General features: G+C 29.4%; 27 protein-coding genes. 22 read left to right on the plus strand and 5 right to left on the minus strand.

Annotated elements, in window-relative coordinates; translation table 11 throughout:
- Positions 1-45 precede the first annotated feature (45 nt).
- From AC5SL3_RS01255 to AC5SL3_RS01275, 5 genes are all read left to right on the plus strand, one after another.
- A complete protein-coding gene (locus tag AC5SL3_RS01255; RefSeq protein ID WP_006997279.1) occupies positions 46-813 on the plus strand; it encodes a bacteriorhodopsin-like in 768 nt (255 codons plus the stop codon).
- 83 nt (positions 814-896) lie between these two features.
- Entirely contained in the window at positions 897-1,217 is a 321-nt protein-coding gene (locus AC5SL3_RS01260) for a 2Fe-2S iron-sulfur cluster-binding protein (protein ID WP_011281820.1), read from the plus strand.
- Positions 1,218-2,234, plus strand: a complete 1,017-nt coding sequence (locus AC5SL3_RS01265; RefSeq protein WP_494578364.1) for an NAD(P)/FAD-dependent oxidoreductase — start codon at positions 1,218-1,220, stop codon at positions 2,232-2,234.
- Positions 2,231-2,857: a glutathione S-transferase family protein gene (locus tag AC5SL3_RS01270; RefSeq protein ID WP_020169162.1), complete on the plus strand. Its 627-nt coding sequence runs from the start codon at positions 2,231-2,233 to the stop codon at positions 2,855-2,857. Before AC5SL3_RS01265 ends, AC5SL3_RS01270 begins: the two co-directional genes overlap by 4 nt.
- Before the next feature lie 8 nt (positions 2,858-2,865).
- A complete protein-coding gene (locus AC5SL3_RS01275; protein WP_494578366.1) occupies positions 2,866-3,639 on the plus strand; it encodes an MOSC domain-containing protein in 774 nt (257 codons plus the stop codon).
- Between the two features lie 33 nt (positions 3,640-3,672).
- Here the strand turns inward: AC5SL3_RS01275 and AC5SL3_RS01280 are convergent, their stop codons facing one another.
- A complete protein-coding gene (locus AC5SL3_RS01280) occupies positions 3,673-4,215 on the minus strand; it encodes a TraR/DksA family transcriptional regulator (RefSeq protein WP_494578368.1) in 543 nt (180 codons plus the stop codon).
- Between the two features lie 78 nt (positions 4,216-4,293).
- Between AC5SL3_RS01280 and AC5SL3_RS01285 the strand changes: the two genes are divergently transcribed.
- Both AC5SL3_RS01285 and AC5SL3_RS01290 read left to right on the plus strand, forming a co-directional pair.
- Positions 4,294-5,616, plus strand: a complete 1,323-nt coding sequence (locus AC5SL3_RS01285) for a glycosyltransferase family 39 protein (protein WP_494578370.1) — start codon at positions 4,294-4,296, stop codon at positions 5,614-5,616.
- The gene (locus AC5SL3_RS01290) at positions 5,613-6,485 is read left to right on the plus strand and encodes a glycosyltransferase family 2 protein (RefSeq protein ID WP_494578372.1); all 873 of its coding nucleotides are present in this window, start codon (positions 5,613-5,615) and stop codon (positions 6,483-6,485) included. The genes AC5SL3_RS01285 and AC5SL3_RS01290 overlap by 4 nt, the downstream gene beginning before the upstream one ends.
- On the opposite strand, the gene AC5SL3_RS01295 is transcribed toward AC5SL3_RS01290, so the two are convergent.
- Both AC5SL3_RS01295 and AC5SL3_RS01300 read right to left on the minus strand, forming a co-directional pair.
- The gene (locus AC5SL3_RS01295; RefSeq protein ID WP_494578373.1) at positions 6,478-7,758 is read right to left on the minus strand and encodes a Y-family DNA polymerase; all 1,281 of its coding nucleotides are present in this window, start codon (positions 7,756-7,758) and stop codon (positions 6,478-6,480) included. The genes AC5SL3_RS01290 and AC5SL3_RS01295 overlap by 8 nt on opposite strands.
- Positions 7,736-8,131 (minus strand): LexA family protein, encoded by a 396-nt coding sequence (locus AC5SL3_RS01300; protein WP_494578374.1) that lies wholly within the window; start codon positions 8,129-8,131, stop codon positions 7,736-7,738. Before AC5SL3_RS01300 ends, AC5SL3_RS01295 begins: the two co-directional genes overlap by 23 nt.
- Positions 8,132-8,296: 165 nt before the next feature.
- On the opposite strand from AC5SL3_RS01300, the gene AC5SL3_RS01305 reads away from it, so the two are divergent.
- The 5 genes from AC5SL3_RS01305 (at position 8,297) to recA (ending at position 12,716) form a co-directional block, all read left to right on the plus strand.
- The gene (locus tag AC5SL3_RS01305) at positions 8,297-8,866 is read left to right on the plus strand and encodes an SOUL family heme-binding protein (RefSeq protein ID WP_494578376.1); all 570 of its coding nucleotides are present in this window, start codon (positions 8,297-8,299) and stop codon (positions 8,864-8,866) included.
- Positions 8,867-9,229 (plus strand): GFA family protein, encoded by a 363-nt coding sequence (locus AC5SL3_RS01310; RefSeq protein WP_494578378.1) that lies wholly within the window; start codon positions 8,867-8,869, stop codon positions 9,227-9,229. It begins immediately after the preceding gene.
- A gap of 6 nt (positions 9,230-9,235) precedes the next feature.
- A complete protein-coding gene (locus AC5SL3_RS01315; RefSeq protein ID WP_494578380.1) occupies positions 9,236-10,162 on the plus strand; it encodes a uridine kinase in 927 nt (308 codons plus the stop codon).
- Positions 10,162-11,460, plus strand: a complete 1,299-nt coding sequence (locus tag AC5SL3_RS01320) for a TolC family outer membrane protein (RefSeq protein WP_494578382.1) — start codon at positions 10,162-10,164, stop codon at positions 11,458-11,460. The genes AC5SL3_RS01315 and AC5SL3_RS01320 overlap by 1 nt, the downstream gene beginning before the upstream one ends.
- Before the next feature lie 104 nt (positions 11,461-11,564).
- Positions 11,565-12,716: a recombinase RecA gene (gene recA, locus AC5SL3_RS01325; RefSeq protein ID WP_006997263.1), complete on the plus strand. Its 1,152-nt coding sequence runs from the start codon at positions 11,565-11,567 to the stop codon at positions 12,714-12,716.
- Positions 12,717-12,916: 200 nt separating this feature from the next.
- Here recA and AC5SL3_RS01330 read toward each other — a convergent pair whose 3' ends face one another.
- Positions 12,917-14,296 (minus strand): hypothetical protein, encoded by a 1,380-nt coding sequence (locus AC5SL3_RS01330; RefSeq protein ID WP_494578383.1) that lies wholly within the window; start codon positions 14,294-14,296, stop codon positions 12,917-12,919.
- A 245-nt stretch (positions 14,297-14,541) separates the two neighbouring features.
- On the opposite strand from AC5SL3_RS01330, the gene alaS reads away from it, so the two are divergent.
- Positions 14,542-17,211: an alanine--tRNA ligase gene (gene alaS, locus AC5SL3_RS01335; RefSeq protein ID WP_494578385.1), complete on the plus strand. Its 2,670-nt coding sequence runs from the start codon at positions 14,542-14,544 to the stop codon at positions 17,209-17,211.
- Here the strand turns inward: alaS and AC5SL3_RS01340 are convergent.
- Complete coding sequence (locus tag AC5SL3_RS01340) at positions 17,204-18,418, minus strand: NADP-dependent isocitrate dehydrogenase (protein ID WP_006997261.1); 1,215 nt, start codon at positions 18,416-18,418, stop codon at positions 17,204-17,206. The two genes, alaS and AC5SL3_RS01340, sit on opposite strands and share 8 nt — an antisense overlap.
- Positions 18,419-18,495: 77 nt before the next feature.
- Here AC5SL3_RS01340 and AC5SL3_RS01345 point away from each other — a divergent pair, with 77 nt between their 5' ends.
- The 9 genes from AC5SL3_RS01345 to panB are packed head-to-tail and all read left to right on the plus strand — an operon-like array spanning position 18,496 to position 25,803.
- Positions 18,496-19,143, plus strand: a complete 648-nt coding sequence (locus AC5SL3_RS01345; RefSeq protein ID WP_011281835.1) for a phosphatidylserine decarboxylase — start codon at positions 18,496-18,498, stop codon at positions 19,141-19,143.
- A 3-nt stretch (positions 19,144-19,146) separates the two neighbouring features.
- Complete coding sequence (gene pssA / locus AC5SL3_RS01350) at positions 19,147-19,950, plus strand: CDP-diacylglycerol--serine O-phosphatidyltransferase (RefSeq protein ID WP_494578387.1); 804 nt, start codon at positions 19,147-19,149, stop codon at positions 19,948-19,950.
- A complete protein-coding gene (locus tag AC5SL3_RS01355; RefSeq protein ID WP_494578389.1) occupies positions 19,951-20,862 on the plus strand; it encodes a glycosyltransferase in 912 nt (303 codons plus the stop codon).
- Positions 20,863-21,474, plus strand: coding sequence for an RlmE family RNA methyltransferase (locus AC5SL3_RS01360; RefSeq protein WP_006997257.1), 612 nt, complete (start codon positions 20,863-20,865; stop codon positions 21,472-21,474).
- Between the two features lie 37 nt (positions 21,475-21,511).
- A complete protein-coding gene (gene guaB, locus AC5SL3_RS01365; protein ID WP_011281837.1) occupies positions 21,512-22,588 on the plus strand; it encodes an IMP dehydrogenase in 1,077 nt (358 codons plus the stop codon).
- The gene (locus AC5SL3_RS01370) at positions 22,588-23,025 is read left to right on the plus strand and encodes a tetratricopeptide repeat protein (protein WP_006997255.1); all 438 of its coding nucleotides are present in this window, start codon (positions 22,588-22,590) and stop codon (positions 23,023-23,025) included. Before guaB ends, AC5SL3_RS01370 begins: the two co-directional genes overlap by 1 nt.
- The gene (guaA, locus tag AC5SL3_RS01375) at positions 23,015-24,580 is read left to right on the plus strand and encodes a glutamine-hydrolyzing GMP synthase (protein ID WP_006997254.1); all 1,566 of its coding nucleotides are present in this window, start codon (positions 23,015-23,017) and stop codon (positions 24,578-24,580) included. The genes AC5SL3_RS01370 and guaA overlap by 11 nt, the downstream gene beginning before the upstream one ends.
- A gap of 26 nt (positions 24,581-24,606) precedes the next feature.
- Positions 24,607-25,026, plus strand: a complete 420-nt coding sequence (locus tag AC5SL3_RS01380) for a VOC family protein (protein ID WP_494578390.1) — start codon at positions 24,607-24,609, stop codon at positions 25,024-25,026.
- A 3-nt stretch (positions 25,027-25,029) separates the two neighbouring features.
- Complete coding sequence (gene panB, locus AC5SL3_RS01385; RefSeq protein ID WP_494578391.1) at positions 25,030-25,803, plus strand: 3-methyl-2-oxobutanoate hydroxymethyltransferase; 774 nt, start codon at positions 25,030-25,032, stop codon at positions 25,801-25,803.
- Positions 25,804-25,805: the final 2 nt, after the last annotated feature.

The raw sequence follows: 25,805 nt of genomic DNA on the forward strand, positions 1-25,805 counted from the left end.
TATATAAACTAAAAAGTTAAAAACTAACGAAAGAGGGAGTTTTTTATGAAAAAACTAAAATTGTTTGCTCTTACAGCTGTAGCCCTAATGGGTGTTTCAGGTGTAGCAAACGCAGAAACTACACTGTTAGCTTCTGATGACTTTGTTGGAATTTCATTCTGGCTTGTGTCAATGGCGTTATTAGCGTCAACGGCATTCTTTTTTATTGAAAGAGCATCGGTTCCAGCTGGCTGGAGAGTTTCAATCACTGTTGCAGGACTAGTTACTGGTATTGCATTTATTCACTACATGTACATGAGAGATGTGTGGGTTATGACTGGTGAGTCACCAACAGTATACAGATATATTGACTGGTTAATTACAGTTCCATTATTGATGTTAGAATTCTATTTTGTTCTTGCAGCAGTAAATAAAGCAAACTCTGGAATTTTCTGGAGATTGATGATTGGTACTTTAGTAATGTTAATCGGTGGATACTTAGGAGAAGCAGGATACATCAACACTACACTTGGTTTTGTAATCGGTATGGCTGGATGGTTCTACATTCTTTATGAAGTATTCTCAGGCGAAGCAGGAAAAAATGCAGCGAAAAGTGGAAACAAGGCTCTTGTTACTGCATTTGGTGCAATGAGAATGATCGTTACAGTTGGTTGGGCTATCTACCCATTAGGTTATGTATTTGGTTACATGACTGGTGGAATGGACGCAAACTCACTAAACGTGATTTACAACGCAGCTGACTTTTTGAACAAGATCGCTTTTGGTCTAATCATTTGGGCAGCAGCAATGTCTCAACCTGGTAGAGCTAAGTAGTTTTACTCGTTAAATAATTAGAAGAAGGGCAGGTATGTTTTTACATACTTGCCCTTTTTTTTTATCTCATTATATTTAGATATATGCCAAAGATTACATACTTAGAAGATAATGGAAAGTCTCATACCATAGAAGTCTCCAATGGATTGAGTGTAATGGAGGGCGCTGTTCAAAACGACATTCCTGGAATTGATGCTGATTGTGGTGGTGGAATGGCTTGTGCTACTTGTCATGTTTATGTCAAAGAAGAATGGTTTGACAAACTTCCAAAAAAAGAAGATGGGGAAGAAGATATGTTAGATATGGCGTTTGAACCAAAACAAAACAGTAGATTGAGTTGTCAAATATTAGTTTCAGATGAATTAGATGGACTAACAGTTAGCATTCCATCAAAACAAGGTTAAATGATTAAAACAGATGCATTAATAATTGGCGCAGGTCCAACAGGATTATTTTGTGCTCATCAACTAGGTTTAATTGGATTGAATTGTGAGATAGTTGATAATTTAGATAAAATTGGAGGCCAATGTATTGAACTTTATCCAGACAAACCAATTTATGATATTCCAGCAGTTCCAGAATGTACTGGAGAAGAATTAACTAATAATTTAATCAAACAAATAAAGCCTTTTAATATTAAATTTCATCTTAATGAAAGAGTAGAAGAAGTTAATAAAGTTAATAATAAGTGGATTGTAAAAACAAATAAAAAAAAAGAGTTTGAAACACCAAATATAATTATTGCTGGTGGTGTGGGATCATTTGAGCCAAGAAAATTTTCGCCAAAAGAATGTGAAAAATATGAAAATCGATCTTTATTTTACTCAATTAAAGATAAAACAATTTTTCAGGATAAAACAATTTCAATATTTGGAGGAGGAGATTCAGCATTAGATTGGGCAATTGAATTATCAAAAAGCTCATATGTAAACTTAATACACAGAAGAGATGAATTTACAGGAGCTCAATTGAGTATAGATAAAATTAAAGAATTAGAAAAATCTGGAAAACTAAAAATTTATACTAAATACCAATTAAACTCAGTTAAGGGAGAGCAAAATATTAAATCAATAGAAATAAAACATGACGACGAAAGTTTAAAAGAGTTAGAAACAAATTATGTTTTGGGCTTTTTTGGACTGATTATGAAGCTTGGTCCTATTGTAGACTGGGGTTTAAACTTAGATAAAAAAACAATTCCCGTTAACACAGAAAATTTTGAAACAAATCTAAACGGTATATTTGCAATTGGAGATATTTGTACCTATCCTGGAAAACTAAAATTAATACTTTCAGGATTTCATGAAGGAGCTTTAGCTGCTAGAGGATGTTTTAAATATGCTAGACCTGATGAAAAGTTAAGATTTGAATTTACTACCACATCAAAGGCAGCCCAAGAAAGACTTGGCGTTAAAAAGTGATAGAATTATTTACAGCAGATACTCCAAACGGAAAAAAAATTACAATAATGTTAGAGGAAATAGGTTGTGATTTTAAAATTACTAAAATTGATCTGTCAAAAGATGAACAATTTAAAACAGATTTTAAAAAGATAAGCCCATTTGGAAAAATACCAGTAATTATAGATCACGAAAATGGACAGTCATTATTCGAGTCTGGAGCAATACTTATATATTTAGCAGAAAAATATAATAAATTTTATGAAGTAAAAGATCGAAATGTTATAAATCAATGGTTGATGGCACAGATGGGAATTATTGGACCAATGATCGGGCAACATCATCAATTTCATCATTATAATCCTGGTAAAAGTGAATTTGGAGAAGAAAGATATTTTAAAATTACAAAAAGAATTTATGGCGAATTGGACGAAAGATTATCTTCATCAAAATACTTAGCTGGAAACGAATATACGATTGCAGATATTGCAACTTGGCCATGGATTGCAAGACATGAATGGCATGATATTGGTCTTAAAAATTATAACAACTTAACTAGATGGTATTTAGATATTGCAAAAAGAGAAGCTGTTATTAGAGGGTACGATTTATTAAAAAACAACTCTAAGATTCCACAACCATAATAATCTTTATGAGTGTTTTGATTTCATCAATATACTTTAGTCCTGTAAAATCTTTATCTTTTACAAATATCAAATCATGTATCATTAAAAAAGATTTGGGAATTGTAAATGATAGAAGTTTTGTATTTTCCAGAATTATTGACTCAAAAAAAGCTCTTATACTTGAGAAAAACCCAAGTGAAAGAAAGCTTAATAATTTCTTAACATTAAAAAATTCACCAGTTTTAAATAAATATAATTTTGAATACAAAAATAATAAATTAATTTTAAAACTTGGTGACAAGCAGCTATTATCAATAATAGCAGATGATCCAGAGCAAAAATCTATACTTGTAAATAAAATACTAGAATTAGAAAATTCATTAACCAAACCAATTTTCTTATTACAAAGTAATATTGCCCCTTTCTTTGATACATCTCATTCAAATAAAATCTTTAATTCCATATCCCTTATAAATTTAAATAGTATTAAAGATTTTGAAAAAAAAATTAATCAAAAAATTGAATTAGAGAGATTTAGAGGAAATTTTTACATTGAAGGACTTGAAGCTTGGGAAGAGCGTAAGTGGATTGGAAAGATTATAAAAATTAATAATATTTCTTTTAAAATAGAAAAAAATATTCCACGTTGTACTGCAGTTAATTTAAAACCCAAAACAGATATTAGTGATAAGAGTTTGCTGAAGTTATTAAAAAAAAACTACGATCATTGTGATATGGGTGTTTACTTGAGATCTTTAGATGAAGGTAAAGTAGAAGCAGGAAATATAGTGGAATGTTAATAATAAAGAGGTTTTAGCTATCAATTTTTAAGTTTAATCATCAGCGTATACCTTTTCATCTTTTTCATGCTTTTCTTGAGCTGCAATACAAAGATGGGCAACTGGTCTTGCCATCAATCTTTTTAATCCAATTGGCTCAGCAGTTTCTGCACAAAATCCAAAAGTTTTATCTTTTATTCTCATTAAAGCTTGGTCAATTTTAGAAATTAATTTGATTTGTCTATTAATTGCTTTCATTTCTACAGTTTTATCTGTGTAAGAACTTGCTTGATCAACAATATCTGCTGAAACACTATTGTCATCCATTGACCCATTGTAAAGAGCTTCATTATTTGCTTTTACCAATTCTTTTTTCCATTCAGTAAGTTTTATCTTAAAAAAAGATAAATGCTTATCACACATATATTTTTCTGTTTCTTTTGGGATGTATGTTTTTGAAATTTTAATTGGTGCCTTTACTTTGATTTTAGGTGTACTATCTTTTTTTATTACTTTAGTAGCTTTTTTGACTACAGCAGCAACTTTTTTTGTTTTAGCTATTGTCTTTTTAGTAGATGGTTTTGAGATTTTAGGCATATGTATAAATTTAGTGGCCGGAGTATATTCAGCAATTAATACGTGTCAAGCAAGCTTAATTCATATAAAATCAATGAAATGTTAATCAATAAAAACAATATAAATAAATTGTTTTATAGTTTTCTTATAATTCATTTAATTTTATGGACATTGATTCCAACATTAACAAATAACAATTTACCACTTGATACAATTGAAGCCTTGGCCTGGGGAAGTAATTTAGATTGGGGATTTAATAAACATCCACCAGCGAGTGCATTTTTTCCAGAAGTTATTTATCAAGCATTTGGTTCGCAGGACTGGTTTTATTACTTGTTAAGTCAATTGTTTGTAGTAACTGCATTTATTATTGTTTTTAAATTTGCTGAAGAACTTTTTAAGAATAAAACTTTAAGCTTAATATCGGTACTTCTTTTAGAGGGTATTTATTTCTATAATTTTACAACACCTGAATTTAATGTGAATGTTTGCCAATTACCTTTTTGGTCGTTGTGTGTTTATTATTCGTGGAAAATATTTGATAAAAAAGTAATAAACTTTAAATATTGTTTTTTACTTGGAGTTTTTGCAGCTATTGGTTTTTTATCAAAATACCTTTTTGTTTATCTTTTAATATCAATTATCTTATTATTTTTTTATATAATTTTTGTAAAAAAATATCAAAAATTTGATTTCAAATATCTAATATCTTTAGAGGTCTTTATTGTTTTATTAATCCCCCATTTAATTTGGTTAACTAATAATGATTACATTACAATTACATATGGATTAGCCAGAACAGGACTTGAGAATTCAAGTTTATTAGATCATATAACTTACCCTTTAATATTTTTAGGCAAACAAATAGGAATACTAATTCCATTTTTTTTAATGTCGTTTTTTTTAATAAAAAAAATTAAGTTAAAAGTAACTTTAAAAGATAAAAAGCTATTGTTCTTAATATTTATTAATCTAATTCCAATTGGATTAATGTTCTTAACTTCCATGTTAACAGGGTCTAAAATAAGAACAATGTGGATGACCCCATTTTATTTATTTTTTGGCGTATTCATTATCTATATTTTTCAAGCACAAATAAATCTTAAAAAGTTAAATGGGTTTATATCAATATTTTTGATCTTGTTTATTTTTTCACCCTTTGCTTATGCTTATATTTCAATTACTGAAACTGACAAAAGAACAGATTATTTAGGTAAAGAAATAGCAATTAAAACTGAATACTTATGGAAGCAAAATTATACATTGCCAATTAATGTTGTTCTTGGCGATGAATGGCATGCTGGAAATTTATCATATCACCTAAATTCTAGACCCGTTTGGGAAGGGGTGATTACAAAAGATAAGCTTAATTCATTGTCGAAATATATTTGCATCGATAATATTTGTGTAGGAAATAGATGAGCAAGATAAAAATTTTAATCCCTATATATAATGATTGGAAGTCAGCTTTTAAACTTTTAGAAGATATAGACTTACAAGTTAGAGATTTAAAGCATGAATTCTCAATTATAATTGTAAACGATTGCTCTACAGAAGAAAAACCTTCCAATGATTTTAATTTTAATAACCTTAAGTCTATAAAAATAATCAACATGAAAACAAATAAGGGACATGCTAGATGTAATGCGTCTGGCCTAAGATATATTGCTGAGCATGAAGATTACGATTATATAATTCCAATGGATGGAGATGGTGAAGATAGACCGGAAGAAATAACTCTTCTTATTAATAAGATAAATAACTATCCTGATAAAGTTATTACAGCTAATAGAGTAAAAAGATCTGAAGGTTCTTTCTTTAAACTTTGTTACCTTTTACATAAATATTTAACTTTTGTTTTCACTGGACAGTCTATTAAGTTTGGTAATTTTATTTGCTTACCTAAATTTGCAGTTAATAAAATGATAAAAGATAAAGCAACATGGAGTAGTTTTTCAGGTGCTGTTGCTAAACTATTTAAAGATAGAAAATCTATCCCATCAATAAGAGGTAAAAGATTTTTTAGTCCATCGAAAATGAGTTTTATTAACTTATTAAAACACTCACTATCAATTATAGCTGTTTTTAAAATGACACTATTGATTAGATCTATATTTTTTTTAATTGCTTACTTATTTTTAGTTGCTGGTAATCTATCATGGATTACATTATTGCCTGTTATAGGAGTTCTTATTATGATGATTTCAGTAATTATACTTTCTCAGAGAGAAAGTATTTTAGAATTTGAAAACTCTTTAGAAAATATTAGTAGTGTAGATCAACTTAAATAGCTTTTATTATTGGTAGCGAATGAAAATTAGCTGTATCTATCTTTGAAGAGTGGTCTCTTCTCATATTCCATTTTTTATTTACTCCAGCACTAGCTAAACTTAATGTTGATCGTCCATACTTATAATTTGTGCTATCAATAGATCTCATTAAGCCTTTAATTTTCTCATCTTTTTCAGTGGAAAATAGATTTTTACTGCCACTTGAATTAACTAAACCAGTCAGTGTTATGCCTGCTTTTTGATATCTGTATCCATTAATAAAGATTTCATTTAAAGCAATCAAAGCAGTTTTAACTATTTCAATACTATTATTGGTAGCTATTGGAAAATCTATAGTTTTAGCATTTGAATAATATACCCCTCTATTTTGAAAAGGGCTTGTTCTAACAGACACAGTTATTGATTTTGCTATTAAAGATTCTGATCTAATTTTTTCTGAAGCATTTAAGCAATAACTTGTAACTGCCTCTTCTAACTCTTGAAACTTTTCAACCCTTGTACCAAATGACCTTGACACTACACAACTTTTTCTTTTTGAAGTTTTAGTTTCTAGTGGGATACAAGGAATACCTCTAAGCTCTAAGGCAGTTCTAGAACTTAAAACGTTAGAACTTTTTTTAATCCAAGTGTTTGACATGTTCTTTAATTGTTTGGCATTATAAATTCCATTTTGATGATAAAATTTTGTCATCTGTTTACCAACTCCCCACACATCATTGATATCTATTTTTTCTAATAGTGGATCAATATTTTCAATTCCTATTAAGTTCGTAACACCAGATTGTTTTTTTTTTGCTATATGATTTGCAATTTTGCTTAGTGTTTTTGTTTTAGCAATACCAATGCTAGTTGGAATTCCTGTCCATTGTAAAACAATGCTTCTAATTTCTTTTCCCACATCTTCTACTTCATCATCTGGATAATTACTCAAATCTAAAAAAGCTTCATCTACTGAATATATTTCTAACTCAGGATTAAATCTTTTTAAAGTTCTCATCACTCTTCTAGATAAATCTCCATACAAAGAATAATTTGAAGAAAATACATAAACTTTATTTTTAAGTATTATTTCTTTAGCTTTAAAGTAAGGCTCGCCCATTTTAATACCAAGAAACTTTGCTTCATTTGATCTTGCAATAATGCAGCCATCATTATTAGACAATACAACAACTGGCTTATTTCTAATCTTAGGATTGAATAATCTTTCACAGGAAACATAAAATGAATTACAATCTACTAATGCTATTTTCTTAGTACGTTGAATGGATGACATAAGTCACAACTCCCCAAATAAACACTTCAGTTTCATCTCTAATAATTATTTTATCTTCAATATTTTTTGAACCTGATGTTAAAAATTGACCATCTTTTGATTTAACAAAACTTTTAACAACTAACTCATCATGAACATTTGCAACCACTGTTGAAAAATTTTTAGGTTTTAAGCTTCTATCAATAACTAATAAGTCACCATCATAAATACCAACATCAGTCATCGATTTTCCCTGAACTCTAATGATAAAAGTTGCAGGAACATTTTTGATTAAGTGAACATTAAGATCTACATCTTCTTCAATGTAATCTGTTGCAGGAGAGGGAAAGCCAGCTCCAGCTTTATGTAAGTAAAAGGGAATAGTTAATTTCATGTTCTTGTTTTGTTCTAATTTATAGACTAGTTATACAGTACACGCAATAGGTTGTATTTTGAGTCTGTAACTGAATCAAAGGTGAATCAAAACGTGAACATTGAAACTACATTTTGTGCTCTTGTGGATAACTTCAACCAGAGATAGTTTAAGCTTCATATTAAAATGAAAAAATTTCTATCAATTGTGTTTCTTAGCTTAATTATAACTTCTAACAGTATGTCATATGAAGAAGCAAACTATGAAGTAGTGAAAAAAAATGGAGTTTATGAAATCAGAAAATATTCTGATCGTTTAGCAATTGAAACAGATATATCAAATGAAGGCAACAGTTTTAGAAAATTATTTAACTACATATCAGGCAACAATGATAAAAATGAAGAGATTAAGATGACAACACCAGTCACCCAAATAGAAAAAAAAGGAAATATGACCATGCAATTTTATTTACCTTCAAGATTTAATAAAGAAAACATACCGAGCCCGTCTAATCCAGATGTTAAAATATTAAATATTAAAGGTGGTTATTATGCAGTTATTAGATACTCAGGAAGGGCTTCTGATAAAAATTTTATTAAACATAAAAGCATTTTAGAAAATGAATTAAAAAAAGATAATATGATAATTTTGAGCCCACCTATTAAAGCAACTTACGATGGACCTTTCACACTACCTATGAACAGAAGAAATGAAGCAATGTTTGAAATAAATATAAAAAATAAAGGAGAAATATAAATGAAAAAACTAACATGTCACTGTGGAGAAGTAGAAGCAGAAATAAATGTGTCTGATAACTTAGAAAAAGTTTTAAAATGTAATTGTTCTATTTGTAAAAGAAAAGGAGCAATAATGTCTATGGTTAAGAACGAAGATTTTAAAATAATTAAAGGTGGGGATAAATTAAAACTTTATCAATTTCATTCAAAAATTGCGAAACACTATTTTTGTTCGAACTGCGGAATTTATACACATCATAATCCAAGAGCCAACCCAGCTATGACAGGATTTAATCTAGGATGCGTAGATGAAATAAATACGTTTGAATTAGAAAATGTTGCAGTCAATGATGGGCAAAATCATCCTCTAGACAATAAGTAATTTTTTATGCAAGCAGTTAATGATTGTTTTAAAAAAGTAAAAAAAGATTGTTTTAGATTTATCTCTTCTCAAGAAACCAAGAAGGATAAATTTAAAAATAAAGATAAGATGATCAAATCTTTTTTAATACCTGTTAGTTTTTGGATAGCAAAAAAAATTAATAAAAAAAAACCATTAATGATAGGTTTAGCTGGAGGACAAGGGTCAGGCAAAACAACTATCTCATCAATTTTAACTTTAATTTTAAAAAAATATTTTAAGTTAAATGTTTTTAAAGTTTCTATTGATGATTTTTATAAAACAAGAAAAGACAGAATATTATTGTCTAAAAATAAACACACCTTATTAATGACGAGAGGAGTACCAGGAACTCACGATGTAGATTTAATGTTAAATTTTTTTAAACAGATTAAAGATAAAAACTTTAAAAGTTTACAAATTCCAACATTTAATAAAGCAATAGATGATAGGTGCCAAAAAAGTTTATGGTATAAAATCAAAACAAAGCCTGATGTGGTCATTTTTGAAGGTTGGTGTGTTGGAGCAAGAGCTCAATCAAGTAGCCAGCTTAAAAAACCAATTAACTCACTTGAAAAAGTTTATGATCAAGGAACTAAATGGAGAACCCATGTTAACAATCAATTAAAAACTAAATACAAAACCTTATTCAAGCAATTAGATGGATTGCTGTATCTAAAGGCTAAAAACTTTAGCTTATTAAGAGAATGGAGATTAAAGCAGGAGAGAAAACTCTGGGTTCAAACAAAAAACAAGAAAAACTTAAAGATTATGAGCAGTGGAGATGTGATAAACTTTATGCAGACTTATCAAAGAATTACTCAACAAATGTTTAAAGATGCGATAAAAAGCTCATCAGTTATAATGAATTTAAATAGTAATCATCAGATTGAAAAAATAAAATTTAAAAAATAATGAAAAAAATAATATTAATATCTTTAGCTATTATTCTTTTAAATGGAAAAGCTTTTTCAGTACCTTTATCAAAAGCATTGTTTCAAGCGTATAATGAAAACCCAGTATTAAATGCAGAACGTGAAAATATTCAAGTTTCTAGAGAAGATGTAAAAATATCAAGAAGTGAATTTTTACCAAGTGTAACACTGTCAGGTTCTAAGAGCCAAGAAAATACAGAAAAGCTAACTGATGGAACAGGTGCTAATTCATCTTTTACTGATGTCGATCCAAAAACTCAATCAATAGATATTGAGCAAAAATTATTCCAAGGATTTGCAGGTATAGCCAGCATGGAAAAAAGTAAAATTGGATTAACTTTAGCTGAGGCAAAACTTTTAAAAACTGAACAGGAGATTTTGTACCAAGCTATTGAAGCTTATTCAGGTTTAGTTTTTTCTGATGAAAAACTTAAGATTAATCAAGATAACGTTAACCTGTTAAAGAGGCAAGTTGAGACCAATCAAGCAAGATTAGAAAGAGGTCAAATTACTATATCTGATTTAGCACAATCCGAGTCTTCACTTGCAGGTGCGCAAGCACAATTTTTACAAGCAAAAAATGAAACAATTACAGCTAAGCTAACCTATGAAAAAATTATAGGCCCAATTGTAAATACTAATACTTTGAGCAAGAATTCAGATTTAACTTTTGAATTACCAAAAGATTTAAATGAAGCAATTGAAATTTCAAAAACAACTAATCCAAATTTAATTATTTCAAGGTTAGAGTATGAACAATCTGAACAAGATGTAACTATAGCCAGATCTGATCTATCACCGTCTGCATCTTTATCCTTTAATAGTTCAAAATCAGACAATGTAAGCTCAAGTATTGGAGAGCGTGATAAAGAAATATTAAAAGCAACTATTTCATGGCCAATTTTTAATGGTGGAAAAAATACTGCCTCATTAAATAAAAGTAAAAATTTGAAAAATAGAAAAAAATTATTATTAGATAATGCCTTAAAAACAAATGATGCAAATATTGCAAGTGCATGGTCAAGCTTTCAAGTATCAAAAAGTTTATTGAATTCAGTTACTGCGCAAGTTAAAGCTGCAGAAACGGCAAACGAAGGAATAACAGTTGAATATGAAACAGGTCTTGGAAGATCTACACTTGATGTTATTCAGTCAAACTCAATTTTATTAAACTCAAAAATAAGCCTAGCAAATTCTGAAAGAAATTATTTACTTTCACAATTTAAACTTCTTCAAGCCATTGGTTTGTTGAATAGTAATTACTTAAAAATACAGTAATTAAGCCATTTTATTATAAAAAAAATAACTATTGAAAATAAGAACAAAATGTGTACATTTAAGAGACGATTCGAACACTAATTATTTAATAAAAAAGGCATAAAATGACTAAAAACAACCTAAAAGTAGTTAAATCTACAAAAGCGCAACAATCAGAAGGCAACGAAAAAAACAAAGCTTTGGACGCGGCAATGAGCCAAATTATCGATAATTTTGGAAAAGGATCGGTAATGAAACTTGGCCAAAGAAGAGCAATGGACGTCGAGTCTATTTCAACAGGATCATTAAGTTTAGATGTAGCGCTTGGAATAGGAGGCTTACCAAAAGGAAGAGTTATTGAAGTCTATGGACCAGAATCATCTGGTAAAACAACTTTAGCATTGCAAGTATTAGCAGAAGCCCAAAAAGCTGGAGGAATTTGTGCATTTATAGATGCAGAGCATGCTTTAGATCCAATTTATGCAAAAAAACTTGGTGTAGATACTGAAGAATTATTAATTTCACAACCAGATACTGGTGAACAAGCTCTAGAAATAGCTGATACTTTAGTTAAATCAGGATCGATTTCTGTTATCGTAATTGACTCTGTTGCAGCGCTAACACCTAGAGCTGAAATTGAAGGAGAAATGGGAGATCACCATGTAGGACTTCAATCAAGATTAATGAGTCAGGCTTTAAGAAAACTAACAGGCTCAATCTCAAGCACGAACACAATGATGATTTTTATTAACCAAATTAGAATGAAAATTGGAGTTATGTTTGGAAGTCCAGAGACTACATCTGGTGGGAATGCACTTAAGTTTTATTCATCTGTTAGAATGGATATTAGAAGAATTGGTGCCATTAAAAATGGAGATGAAATTATTGGTAACTCAACAAGAGTTAAAGTGGTTAAAAATAAAGTAGCACCACCATTTAAAGTTGTTGAATTTGACCTAATGTACGGCAAAGGTATTAGTAAAGTGGGTGAATTAGTTGACCTTGGTGCAAAAGCTGACATTGTTGAAAAAGCTGGAGCTTGGTATGCTTATAAAGGTGAAAAAATTGGCCAAGGAAGAGAAAATGCTAAAATTTATTTAGAGCAAAATCCTCAAATTGCTGCAGAAATTGAAATGGCAATTAGAGAAAAGGCTGGAGTGATAGCAAAAAAAATTGAAGGTAATCCACTAGATCCAGAAAAAGCAGCAAAAGATCAAATAGAGGAGCCTAAACTGGAAACAAAGGAAGAAGTAACACCTCCATCTAAAAAGAATTAGTTAAAGTCATCTTTAATTATTAAAAGGCGCTTAATTTAAGCGCCTTTTTTCCCCAAGTAAATTTAGGAATACCAACGCTTATTCAAACATACTCACACCAGAAACTTGATTTATCTCTAAATGATCTAGTCTGGTATCTAGTTGTCCTATAAAATCCTATAACCCAGAACCAAAATCCCAAAAAGTTTTTTCATTTAGGCTTATTTAAAAGGTTTTATTAAAAGTTTTTTAACATTGTATTTATATTTTTTATTGCTCCAATGAATTGAGTTCAGCACTACTATTTTTGAGTTCTCCATATCAATAATAACTGTGTTTCCACCATAACCACTCATTCCAAATATTACTTTGTTTTTTAAGCCAGCATAATCCATGTGAAACAAACCACCATAAGATGTTCCTGGACTAAACGGAGGATCTTCGTACTCTTTACCTTTGTTTTTCTTTGCAATCCTTCTTTTGTGAATTTCTTTATAATATTTACCTACACAAGTGTCGTTTTTATAATCATCCATTATTGATTTTGCTATTCTAAGATAATCATATCTAGATGCAAAAAACATGTTGTGAGCATTTCCATGTTCTGCTGATTCTCTAAGCTTATTGAAATAAACGCTATTTTCAATTCCTGCTTTTTGAAAAGATTTATTTATTAAATTTTGAAAATTATCTCCAGATTTATGTCTAACGTAATTAAAAATAATGTTGGGAACTAATTGAGTGTAATTATATTTTGGCTTGGCCTTCTCTGTATTTCTAAAAAATTTATTCATAGTAGCACTTATTGATCTTATATCTACATCATATGAATTATCTTTTACGACACCATCATCATTAATGTATTTATAATCACCAGCATTCATATTTATTAAATCAATTATTTTTTGATTTTCATAAAGTGTATTTTGTAGAATTGGCCAATCATTTATTTTGCTATCTAGACTTTCTATATACCCATCACAAATAGCATGACCCAACACAACGGACACCATAGATTTTCCAACAGAGTTTGATCTTAACTTAGTTTCATTTTTTACAAATTCACCAAATCTATCTTTGGGTGTAAGTTCATCGATTAAAATTTGATCATCTTGAAAATACAAATAACTTAGTATTGCTTTTTTTTGCATTTCTTTTTGAACAAATTCATTTTCTTTTACATTAGTATTAAATTTATAAATTTTGCTGGAAGGTTTGGCTTCATATCTATCGAATTGATATGTATTTCTATCACCATTAAAATGACTAAATAAATTCTTATAATTATAATAAATTAAAGTATCTCTATTTTTTGGATCTTTTTGAGAAGGAATTGCCCATCTACCACTATATGTTTCAATCTCTAAATTGTTCATTAGTCTCATTTTGCCTTCTGGAAAACTTCCACATTTCTCATATAACCAGCTACCATTTTTTCCTGTCTTTTTATAAAAACTACAAATATCAAATTTTCCACCTTCTTTTAAATATTGAGTATGGCCATTTTCTAAAAGCCATTGATTAAATTTACTAAAATTTTGAGCTAGAAGATTATTTTGAAATAAAATTACCGATATAAGAATTATTAAAAGTTTTTTCATTATTAAACGTTATCAAAAGACTCGAGAATTAACCATCTGATTTATCTCTAAATGATCTAGTCTGGTATCTAGTTTGTTGCTTAATTTGACGAGTCTTTATGCAATTTATTTTTTATGAATTTTAAATCATCCGCATAACTAGTGTGAGCTAGTGTGAGGTAGTGTGTCCCTCAAGTGCATAATTTAAGCGCCTTTTTTCCCTACACTTATCTAGACATCAAATAAAAAAGCTGTATTTTAATTATATGGCTGACAAAACGTTAAATCAAATCAGAACAACTTTTTTAGATTATTTTGAAAAAAATGATCACAAGATTGTTGAATCTAGTAATTTAGTTCCAAATAATGATCCGACATTAATGTTTGCAAATTCAGGAATGGTACAATTTAAAAATGTATTCACTGGATTAGAAAAAAGAGACTATGTAAGAGCAACAACTTCGCAAAAATGTGTAAGGGCAGGTGGTAAGCATAACGACCTTGAAAATGTAGGTTATACACCAAGACACCATACATTTTTTGAAATGCTTGGAAATTTTTCATTTGGAGATTATTTTAAAGAAGAGGCCATTAGTTACGCATGGAATTTAATAACTAAAGAGTTCGGAATTGATAAAAATCGCCTCTATGTAACAGTTTATCATAACGATGAAGAAGCATTTAATTTTTGGAAGAAAATAGCTGGTTTTAGTGATGATAGAATAATCAAGATAGCAACGTCAGATAACTTTTGGTCGATGGGTGACACAGGGCCTTGTGGACCATGTTCTGAAATATTTTATGATCACGGTGATCATCTAGAGGGTGGTTTACCTGGCACTAAAAACGAAGATGGTAATAGGTTTATAGAAATATGGAATTTAGTATTCATGCAATATGAACAAATTTCAAAAGATAAGAGAATAAATTTACCAAAACCATCTGTGGATACGGGTATGGGTCTTGAGAGAATAGCTGCACTATTACAAGGAACACACGATAACTACGAAACAGATCATTTTAAAAAACTAATACTATCTGCATCTGACACATTAAACGTTAAAGTAACTGATGATAATCAATCAAGCTTTAGAGTAATAGCAGATCATTTACGAGCAAGTTCATTTTTATTAGCAGAAGGAGTTCTGCCTTCTAATGAAGGTAGAGGTTATGTGCTTAGAAGAATTATGAGACGTGGAATGAGACACTCACATTTACTAGGTTCTAAAAAACCAGTTTTCTATAATATTTTTAAAACGCTTCTAGAAGAAATGTCGAAAAACTATCCAGAACTTGAAAGAGCACAATCTTTAATAAAAGAAACATTAAAAACAGAAGAAGAAAAGTTTTTGGTTTTATTAGATAGAGGGATAAAAATATTAAATGAAGAGCTAGAGAAAGTAGAAAAGATATTGCCTGGTGAAGTGGCATTTAAGCTTTATGATACATTTGGTTTTCCATTAGATTTAACAGAAGATATTTTGAAAAATAAATCAATGACTGTCGATGGGGAGAAGTTTGATTTATTAATGAAAGAAAGTAAAAAATTAGCAAAAAAAAATTGGAAAGGATCAGGGGATAGTTCGGTAGATCAAATTTGGTTTGATATAAAAGATCGTTTAGGGGCAACTGATTTTTTAGGATATTCTACAGATAAAGCAGAAGGTGTAGTCACTTTAATTCTTAAAAATAATAAAGAGGTTCAAGATCTACAAGAAAACGATGAAGGCATTATAATAACAAATCAAACACCATTTTATGGAGAGTCAGGAGGACAAGTTGCAGATACTGGAATAATCTCTAAAGAGGCTTTTGAATTTGAAGTGTCTGATGTTCAAAAAAAATTAGGAGATTTATTTGTTCATTACGGAAAAGTTAAAAGAGGTTCAGTTAAACTAAAAGACAATGTTGAATTAAAAATAGACACACAGAGAAGAAATAATATTAGAGCTTACCATTCTGCCACTCATTTGTTGCACGAAGCATTAAGAAGAGTTTTGGGTGAGCATGTAACCCAAAAAGGATCTTTAGTTCAATCTGATCGATTAAGATTTGATTTTAGTCATATGAAACCTATTTCAGACGAAGAGATTAGAAAAATTGAACATTATGTAAACTCAATAATTGAAAAAAAGTCAGAGGTTAAAACAAGAATAATGACACCTAAAGAAGCTGTTGAAAATGGTGCCTTAGCTTTATTTGGAGAAAAATATGGCGATGAAGTTAGAGTTTTGTCTATGGGAGATGAAGAAGGTAAATTTTTCTCAACTGAATTATGTGGAGGAACTCACGTTGTAAACACAGCTGATATTGGAAAATTTAAGATTATTAGCCAATCATCTATTGCTGCAGGCGTAAGAAGAGTTGAAGCATTAAGAGATGTGCAGTTAACTGATTTTTTAAAAGAAAAAGAAAACCAATCCAATTTGTCGGATCAAAAAAATGAGGCAGTTATAAAAGAATTAGAGACAAAGATTATTAAATTAGGAGGAAAACCTAATCTTCAAAACAAGGATCAAGTAACTTTAATAAAAGACCTTAATAGACAATTTGATCAACTTTCAGTTATCTCAATATTAAAAGATAAAGATAAAAATAAAATCAACGATCAAACCATTAATGGATTTAAAGTTAGATTTCAAAATATTATAGATTTACCATTTAAAGATTTACGTAAGCTAATTGATGAAGGCAAAAAAGAAATTGGTGAAGGGTTAGTTATAATTTATGCAATCAATGATAATAAAGTTGGGTTGGCTGTAGGTGTTACCAAAACATTAGAAAAAAAGTTTGATGCTGTAAAAATTGTTAGAGCTAGTTCAGAAGTTATTGGGGGTAAAGGCGGTGGTGGCAGAGCTGACTTTGCACAAGCTGGAGGAACTTTGCCTGATAAAATTGAAGAGTCTTTTGAAAATATTAAAAAACTAATTAATTAAGCTTTTTCTTAAGCTGACCATCTAATTCATCTAAAAATTGATTAGTCGTTAGATAATTACTTGAGGGCCCAATTAAAATTGCCAAATCTTTTGTCATTGATCCATTTTCAACACAATCAATACAAACTTTTTCTAATGTAGTTGAAAATTTAATCAAATCTTCATTACCATCTAATTTTCCTCTATGTGCCAAACCTCTAGTCCAAGCAAAAATTGAAGCAATTGGATTTGTAGAAGTCTCTTTACCTTCTTGATGCATTCTGTAGTGTCTAGTTACAGTTCCGTGAGCTGCTTCTGCTTCCATAGTTTTTCCATCTGGTGCAAGAAGAACACTTGTCATTAGCCCTAATGATCCATAACCTTGAGCCACAGTATCAGATTGAACATCTCCATCATAATTTTTACAAGCCCAAATATATTTACCACTCCATTTCATAGCACAAGCAACCATGTCATCAATTAGTCTATGCTCATAAGTAATGTTAAGTTTATCAAAATCAGATTTAAACTCTTTATCAAAAATATCTTGGAAGATATCTTTGAACCTACCATCATAAATTTTTAAAATAGTATTTTTAGTAGAAAGATAAACGGGCCATTTTTTAATTATTCCATAGTTAAAGCAAGATCTTGCAAAGTCTTCTATAGATTTATCTAAATTGTACATCGATAAAGCAATTCCTGGTCCAGGAAAGTTAAAGACCTCATATTTAATTTCATCACTGCCATCTTCTGCAGTCCATTTTATTTCCATTTTACCTTTACCGGGTACTTTAAAATCTGTTGCTCTATATTGATCGCCAAAAGCATGTCTTCCAATAATTAAAGGATCTGTCCAAGTTGGAACAAGTTTTGGAATATTTTTACAAATTATAGGCTCTCTAAAAACTGTACCTCCAAGAATATTTCGTATCGTTCCGTTTGGAGATCTCCACATTTTTTTTAATTTAAACTCTTCAACTCGTGCTTCATCCGGAGTAATTGTTGCACATTTTATACCAACACTATGTTCTTTAATTGCGTTAGCAGAATCTATTGTTATTTGATCATCTGTATCGTCACGACTTTTCATGCCAAGATCGTAGTATTTAATATCCAAATCTAAATAAGGCAAAATCAGTTTACTTTTGATGAATTCCCAAATGACTCTAGTCATCTCATCACCGTCTAGTTCAACAACTGGATTTTTAACCTTTATTTTAGCCATAAATGAATAATATATATTAGTAATTGTAATTTAGTGCTTTATATACATATTAATAAAAAATTATCAAATAGAAGCTTATGTTAGAGAAAATTTTCCCAAAAATTCATTCTGAAGGTTACAAATTTTTAGCGATAGCTATCATTGTAACAATATTTTTATATGTCCTGAGCACTTTTCTAGGATTAATTGGTCTAGTGTTATCGATATGGGTTTATTATTTTTTTAGAGATCCAGAGCGAATTTCAATAAATGATGAAAACTATCTAACCAGTCCTGCTGACGGTGAAGTTTTGATGGTCCATGAAGTAGATGGTCCAAAAGAATTAGGTTTAGAAGATAGAAAATTTACTAAGATTAGTATCTTTATGAACGTATTTGACTGTCACGTAAATCGAACTCCTTGTGAAGGTAAAATTTCAGAAATACTTTATAAGCCTGGAAAATTTTTAAATGCATCACTTGATAAAGCAAGTGAAGATAATGAAAGAAACTATTACAAGATAACAAATACTCATGGCGAAGAAATAATAGTTGTTCAAATTGCCGGTTTAATTGCCAGAAGAATTGTTTGCGAATCTTCAAAAGATCAACAATTACAACAAGGTGAAAGAATTGGTATGATTAGATTTGGAAGTAGAGCGGACGTTTATTTTGAGAATTATGAATCGTTAGTTAAAGTTGGACAAAAAACAATTGCTGGTGAAACACTATTAGCTAAAAAGTAGCTTATGGAACAACCAAAAAATAATTTTAAAATAGTATCAGATAAAAAAGCTAGAATGCTTTTGCCTAATGCACTGACATTAATAAATGTGTGTATTGGATTAAGTTCTATTAAATTTGCATTAGATGCAAAGTTTGAATTATCTATTATAGCTATTATTTTTGCCGCAATTTTTGATGCATTAGATGGCAGAGTTGCAAGAATGTTAAAAGGAACTTCTTTAGTTGGAAAAGAATTAGACTCATTGGCGGATTTAATTAGTTTTGGAGTAGCTCCAGCTTTTATAATGTATTTTTGGTCTTTAAATAATTTAGGTAAATTTGGCTGGTTACTCACAATGATTTTTGTAGTTTGTGTTGCCCTTAGACTTGCAAGATTTAATGTAAGTTCAAACTCTGAACCATCATGGAAAGACAATTACTTTGAGGGTGTGCCGTCACCTGCAGGTGGAATTTTGGTATTGATGCCTTTAATATTAAGTCTAAGCGAGATAAATTTAATCAAAATTAATTACGATATAGTAGTACCAATACTGTTTATTTTGATATCATTTTTATTGATCAGTAAAGTACCTACATTTGCATTTAAAAAAATTTCTATTCCTCGTCACTTGACAATTTTTGCATTGTTTGGTGTTGTTTTATTTTTTGGACTTTTATTAATATACACATTTAAAGTTTTGGTCATTTGTGGATTAATCTATATTTGCTTAATTCCAGTTGGATATTTTAGTTATCAAAAAATTTATAAACAGAAAATTTTAAATGGTGAAAGTGACACTAAAGAAGACCTTGAAGACATTCTATAGATGAAAAAAAATGTAATTGTATCTCTGGCAGACTCAAATTACTTTGAATTGCTTAATGAATTGGTCGATTCTATTAAAAGTTTTGAACAAAGCAAAGATACAGCAATTTGCATTCTAGATGCAGGTTTATCCGAGCAACAAAGAAATATATTATCTAAAAAAGTAGATGAAATTAAATCAGCTGAATGGGATATTGATGTTCCAGCATTTAAAGTAAAAGGAAGAGAATGGCTAAAGAGTCAAGTGTCTAGGGCTTTCTTACCAAAATATTTTCCTAGTTATGAAAAATTCTTATGGATAGATTGTGACGCTTGGGTAGGGGATTGGAATTCAATAGAGCTTTATTTTAAGGCCTGTGAAGATGGAAAATTAGGAATTACTCAAACCTTTACACCAGGATATAAAATAATGTCCAAAGTTAAATGGATATTTGGACAATTAGCAATAATTAAATCTCAAAATTTTAAACATGCAATAAAGTCAAAAATTGGAATAGATAAAGCGCGGAAACTTGCTTTCGCCCCACATATTAATATTGGTGTTTTTTCTTTAGAAAAAAATTCAGTTGGCTGGACGACTTGGCAAAAAAATTTAGAACAAGCACTTAAAGCTGGAAATATTTTTGGTTCAGAACAATTGGCTATTAACATGTCAGTTTACATTGACGATTTAGAAACAGAGTTCCTACCTCATAATTGCAATTGGTTAGTTAGTAATCTTTTACCAAAATTTAATGAAAAAGAAAAAAGCTTTGTGGAGCCTTACTTGCCCAATCATAAACTGGGTATAATACATCTTGCATCTGGGATTTGGGATGGAGATAAAGACATGAGATTACATAGAGAAGTAAAGATAGATATAAAAACTTTAGAGGGTAAAATTTTATCAAAAAGCTTAAGGTTTGGTCATTAATTGAAAAAAAATAGAATTTCTAAAAACTGGATTAATAAACAAAAAAGAGATATTTATGTTAGACAATCTCAGGTAGACGGGTATCGAGCCAGATCAGCATATAAATTAATAGAAATAGATGAAAAATTTAAGATATTTAAAAATGGAATATCTGTAATCGATTTAGGGGCATCACCTGGTAGCTGGTCTCAATATATTTCAAGAACAGTAAAAAGTGGAAGGTTGGTTTCAATCGACTTAAAAGGTATGGAAGAAATTGAGAATACAATCCAAATCAAAGGTGATTTTACTGATTTAGAATCTCAAGAAAAAATAAAAGCTTTATTCAAATCAAAAGTGGATGTTGTTGTCTCTGATATGGCTGTAAATACAACGGGTATAAAAGATATAGATGCAATTTATACTGGTGAACTTGCAATGGAGGCTATGAATTTTTCCAAAGAAATGTTGGTTAAAGAAGGACGATTTGTCTCTAAGATTTTTCTAGGCTCATCATTTAACGAAATTGTTGCTTTGGGCAAAAAATTATTTAAAGAAGTGAAGGTGTTTAAACCCAAGTCTAGCAGAAAAGAATCTAAGGAAAGTTTTATTATTTGTAAAATCTTAAGATAGGGACTTTTTTTTTGAGGGGAATCATATATAAATGATTATGGATCCTATAAAAGAAGCTCTCACTTTTGACGATGTTACAATGGCACCAAAATACTCAGAAGTTTTACCTTCTGAAGTTGATACCAGCACTAAATTATCATCTAATTTAACATTAAAAATACCTTTATTATCCTCTGCAATGGATACAGTTACTGAGAGTAAAATGGCTATAGCAATAGCTAAAGCAGGAGGCATTGGTGTAATTCATAGAAATTTGGATATTAAAAAACAAGTTGAAGAAATTAAAAAAGTTAAAAAATTAAACTTATTAGTTGGTGCGGCAGTTGGAGCTGGTCCTTTAGAACTTAAAAGAGCAAAAGCAATTTTAAAAGAAAAAGTTGATTTAATTGTTGTGGATACAGCTCATGGACATAGCAAAAAAGTAGCTGAAATTATTAAAGCTATAAAAAAATTAAAAACAAACAAAACAACTCTATGTGCTGGAAATATTGCAACAGCTGAAGCAGCAAAATTTTTAATAAAATTAGGAGTAGATATTATTAAAGTTGGAATAGGGCCAGGATCAATTTGTACAACTAGGCTAGTCGCTGGCATTGGTGTACCACAATTAAGTGCGATCCTTGCAGTTAAAAAAGGTGTTAAAAACAATAAAGTAAAAATAATTTCAGATGGTGGAATTAAATATTCAGGTGATTTAGCTAAAGCATTGTCAGCAGGTGCCGATGCTATAATGATTGGATCTTTGTTTGCAGGAAGCTTAGAAACACCTGGAAAACTAATTAAAAAAAATGGTAAGTTATTTAAAAGTTTTAGAGGAATGGGATCAGTTGGTGCGATGAATAAAGGATCAGCTGATAGATATTTTCAAACCAAACAAAAAGATATATCTAAATATGTTCCAGAAGGAGTAGAAGGTTTTGTGAAATATAAAGGTGATGTGAAAAGTATAATTTATAAATTAATTGGAGGATTAAAATCATCTATGGGATATCTAGGTGCAAAAAAAGTACCAAACCTTAAAAATAAACCAAATTTTGTAAAAATAACTAAGGCTGGTTTTTATGAAAGTATGGTTCATAATGTTGATCAAGTTAAAAATGAGAGCAAGTATTAATGAGAACAATAAATAAATTAATAATTGTCCTATTTATAATTTTAAATTTTGGAAGTTCTTCTTTTGCAGAAAATAACTTTTTTGAAGAAGGAAAAAATAAATACGATGAACAAAAATATGAAGAATCTAAATTTTTATTTCAAAGAAGTATTGTTTTTAACCCTAAGGACAAAGATTCATATTTGTATTTAGCAAAAATTTATAATTTTGAAGAGAACAAAAGAGAAGAACAAAAAAATATAGATACAGTGTTATTACTTGATCCAAAAAATGAAGAAGCAAACTACATGCTTATGGAAATAGAGTTAAAAAGATCTAATTATTCCAAAGTAAAAGAACTAGCAGATAATTTTTCAAAAATTTGCAATAAATTGTGTGATAAGAAAAATTCTATTTTAGAATCCTTAAAGAATTTGGAACCTAAAAATGAGTCTTAGTAATAATTTAAGTAAAATCTTAATAATCGATTTTGGTTCTCAATTTACACAATTAATTGCAAGAAGAGTAAGGGAATTAGGGGTTTTTTCAGAAATTGTAAGTCATAAAAAAATAAAAATAGCTCAAATTACAAAAGATAATATTGCTGGAATAATACTGTCTGGTGGACCTCTTAATGTTTATGAAAATGATAAATTTAAATTTGATAAGAAGATATTAAAACTTGGAATTCCAATCCTGGGTATATGTTTTGGACATCAGATATTGTCAAAACTATTAGGTGGCAAAGTTAAAAAATCAAAACATAGAGAATTTGGTTTAGCCACTATAAACAAAGTATCCAATAGTACTTTAACTAAGAATTTTTTTAATAAAAATAATAGAAGTGATGTTTGGATGAGCCATGCTGATCAAGTATCAAAGATGCCAAAAAATTTTAAAATTATAGCTTCTACAAAAAACTCTAAATTAACAATTATTGAAAATATTAAAGAAAATTTTTATGGTGTACAATTTCACCCTGAAGTAACACACACTAATAAAGGTAAAATTTTATTAAGAAATTTTGTTTTTCTTATTTGTAAAATTAAAAAAAACTGGTCATCAAAAGATCAAAAATTAAAATTAATTAATGAAATTAAAGAACAAGTAGGTGACAACAAAGTAATTTGTGGATTGTCGGGTGGTGTGGATAGTAGTGTGGTTGCACAATTATTAAGCAAAGCAATTGGAAAAAATTTAACTTGTATTTTTGTTAATAATGGCCTTTTAAGAAAAAATGAAGAAATACAAGTAGTTAATACTTTTAAGAAAAAATTAAAAATTAATTTGATTTATGTTAATGCAGAAAAAGAATTTATTAGAAAATTAACAAATGTATCTGATCCTGAAAAAAAACGAAAAATCATTGGTAATCTATTTATTAAAATATTTGAAAGATATGCTAATAGAATTAAGAATGTTAAATTTCTTGCTCAGGGCACTCTTTATCCAGACTTAATTGAAAGTAAATCTGTGACTGGTAGTCAAACTTCAAAAATAAAATCACATCATAATGTAGGGGGCCTTCCTAAAAGAATGAAATTAAAATTAGTAGAACCTCTTAAATTTTTATTTAAAGATGAAGTTAGAAAATTAGGATTAGAACTTAATTTATCTAATGACATAATCTCTAGACATCCATTTCCCGGTCCTGGTCTAGCTATTAGAATGCCCGGTATTATAACCAATGAAAAAATTAAAATTTTAAAAGAGGCTGATTTCTATTTTATAAAAGCTTTAAGAGAGCATGGGTTATATGATAAAATTTGGCAAGCATATGCTGCACTCCTACCAGTAAAAACTGTGGGTGTTATGGGTGATAATCGAACTTACGAACATATTTGTTTGTTAAGAGCAATTACCTCTGAAGATGGAATGACTGCTGATTTTTTTGATTTTCCTAAAGGTTTTATGCAATCAATCTCTAATCAAATTATTAATAATATTAGAGGTATAAACAGAGTTGTTTATGATGTTACTTCAAAACCACCTAGTACCATTGAATTAGAGTAATACTTTACTATAGAGTACATAATATTATGAAATATTTACACACCATGATCAGAATCTCAGACGTGGAAAAATCATTAGATTTCTACTGTAAGGGATTAGGTTTAATTGAAACTAGAAGAATGGAAAATGAGCAAGGTAGATTTACCTTAATTTTTCTAGCAGCACCTGGCGATGAAAAAGCCGAACTAGAGCTAACTTACAATTGGGATGGTGATGAATTAGGTGATGGATCTCGTAATTTTGGTCACTTAGCATACCGTGTTGAAAATATTTATCAAACTTGTGAGAGGCTTCAAGATATGGGATATACAATTAATAGACCACCTAGAGATGGTCATATGGCATTTGTCAGATCTCCTGACAATATTTCTATAGAAATCTTACAAGAGGGTAATTTAGAAATTAAAGAACCTTGGTCCTCAATGAAAAATGAAGGTGTTTGGTAAAAAATGAACAAAAAAATCTTAAACTTTATTAAAAAAAAAAATAAATCCAAAATTATAAGTCTTACTGCTTACTCTAAAAATATTGCATCAATAGTAGATAGACACTGTGATCTTGTTTTAGTAGGCGACTCCCTTGGATCTGTACTTTATAGTTTTTCTTCCACAAAAAAAGTGACATTAGATATGATGATTGAACATTCTAAAAGTGTAAGAATGGGTGTTAAAAAAAGCTTAATGGTAGTAGATATGCCTCATAATACTTACCGAAACCCAAAAGAAGCCTTAAATAATGCAAAAAAAATAATGTCTAAAACGAAGTGTGATGCAATTAAGCTTGAGGGGGGTAAAAAAGTTGTTCAAATAATTAAAAATTTAATTAAGAATAAAATTCCAGTAATGGGACATCTTGGTGTTCTTCCACAATCTGCAACAAATTTTAAATTTAAAGGAAAAAAGTTAACAGAAAGAAATAAAATTTTAAAGGACTCTAAACTTTTAGAAGAAGCTGGTGTATTTTCAATTGTTTTAGAGTGTGTTGAAAGTTCATTAGCAAAAGAAATTACAAAAACTGTTAAAGTTCCAACAATTGGTATTGGTGCATCAGTACACTGCGACGGACAAGTTCTGGTTACTGACGATCTAATAGGTTTAAACCCAATAAAAGTTAGATTTGTTAAAAAATTTTCTAATATTACAAAACAGATTAATACTGCTATAATTAAATTTAAAAATGAAGTTAAAAATAAAAAATTTCCAAAGAAAACTAATAGTTATTAAGA

It is taken from the genome of Candidatus Pelagibacter sp. PS_34 (assembly GCF_059417845.1).

Excerpts from the sequence above, each read along its gene's own strand:
- pssA (WP_494578387.1), top strand. The coding sequence starts at position 19,147 with ATGGAACAACCAAAAAATAATTTTAAAATAGTATCAGATAAAAAAGCT.
- AC5SL3_RS01260 (WP_011281820.1), top strand. The coding sequence starts at position 897 with ATGCCAAAGATTACATACTTAGAAGATAATGGAAAGTCTCATACCATA.
- AC5SL3_RS01285 (WP_494578370.1), top strand. The coding sequence starts at position 4,294 with ATGTTAATCAATAAAAACAATATAAATAAATTGTTTTATAGTTTTCTT.
- AC5SL3_RS01280 (WP_494578368.1), bottom strand. The coding sequence starts at position 4,215 with ATGCCTAAAATCTCAAAACCATCTACTAAAAAGACAATAGCTAAAACA.
- AC5SL3_RS01315 (WP_494578380.1), top strand. The coding sequence starts at position 9,236 with ATGCAAGCAGTTAATGATTGTTTTAAAAAAGTAAAAAAAGATTGTTTT.
- AC5SL3_RS01305 (WP_494578376.1), top strand. The coding sequence starts at position 8,297 with ATGAAAAAATTTCTATCAATTGTGTTTCTTAGCTTAATTATAACTTCT.
- panB (WP_494578391.1), top strand. The coding sequence starts at position 25,030 with ATGAACAAAAAAATCTTAAACTTTATTAAAAAAAAAAATAAATCCAAA.
- AC5SL3_RS01290 (WP_494578372.1), top strand. The coding sequence starts at position 5,613 with ATGAGCAAGATAAAAATTTTAATCCCTATATATAATGATTGGAAGTCA.
- AC5SL3_RS01340 (WP_006997261.1), bottom strand. The coding sequence starts at position 18,418 with ATGGCTAAAATAAAGGTTAAAAATCCAGTTGTTGAACTAGACGGTGAT.
- AC5SL3_RS01370 (WP_006997255.1), top strand. The coding sequence starts at position 22,588 with ATGAGAACAATAAATAAATTAATAATTGTCCTATTTATAATTTTAAAT.
- AC5SL3_RS01380 (WP_494578390.1), top strand. The coding sequence starts at position 24,607 with ATGAAATATTTACACACCATGATCAGAATCTCAGACGTGGAAAAATCA.
- AC5SL3_RS01355 (WP_494578389.1), top strand. The coding sequence starts at position 19,951 with ATGAAAAAAAATGTAATTGTATCTCTGGCAGACTCAAATTACTTTGAA.
- AC5SL3_RS01320 (WP_494578382.1), top strand. The coding sequence starts at position 10,162 with ATGAAAAAAATAATATTAATATCTTTAGCTATTATTCTTTTAAATGGA.
- guaB (WP_011281837.1), top strand. The coding sequence starts at position 21,512 with ATGGATCCTATAAAAGAAGCTCTCACTTTTGACGATGTTACAATGGCA.
- AC5SL3_RS01310 (WP_494578378.1), top strand. The coding sequence starts at position 8,867 with ATGAAAAAACTAACATGTCACTGTGGAGAAGTAGAAGCAGAAATAAAT.
- AC5SL3_RS01295 (WP_494578373.1), bottom strand. The coding sequence starts at position 7,758 with ATGTCATCCATTCAACGTACTAAGAAAATAGCATTAGTAGATTGTAAT.
- AC5SL3_RS01275 (WP_494578366.1), top strand. The coding sequence starts at position 2,866 with ATGAGTGTTTTGATTTCATCAATATACTTTAGTCCTGTAAAATCTTTA.
- alaS (WP_494578385.1), top strand. The coding sequence starts at position 14,542 with ATGGCTGACAAAACGTTAAATCAAATCAGAACAACTTTTTTAGATTAT.
- AC5SL3_RS01300 (WP_494578374.1), bottom strand. The coding sequence starts at position 8,131 with ATGAAATTAACTATTCCCTTTTACTTACATAAAGCTGGAGCTGGCTTT.
- AC5SL3_RS01265 (WP_494578364.1), top strand. The coding sequence starts at position 1,218 with ATGATTAAAACAGATGCATTAATAATTGGCGCAGGTCCAACAGGATTA.
- AC5SL3_RS01345 (WP_011281835.1), top strand. The coding sequence starts at position 18,496 with ATGTTAGAGAAAATTTTCCCAAAAATTCATTCTGAAGGTTACAAATTT.
- recA (WP_006997263.1), top strand. The coding sequence starts at position 11,565 with ATGACTAAAAACAACCTAAAAGTAGTTAAATCTACAAAAGCGCAACAA.
- AC5SL3_RS01330 (WP_494578383.1), bottom strand. The coding sequence starts at position 14,296 with ATGAAAAAACTTTTAATAATTCTTATATCGGTAATTTTATTTCAAAAT.
- AC5SL3_RS01255 (WP_006997279.1), top strand. The coding sequence starts at position 46 with ATGAAAAAACTAAAATTGTTTGCTCTTACAGCTGTAGCCCTAATGGGT.
- guaA (WP_006997254.1), top strand. The coding sequence starts at position 23,015 with ATGAGTCTTAGTAATAATTTAAGTAAAATCTTAATAATCGATTTTGGT.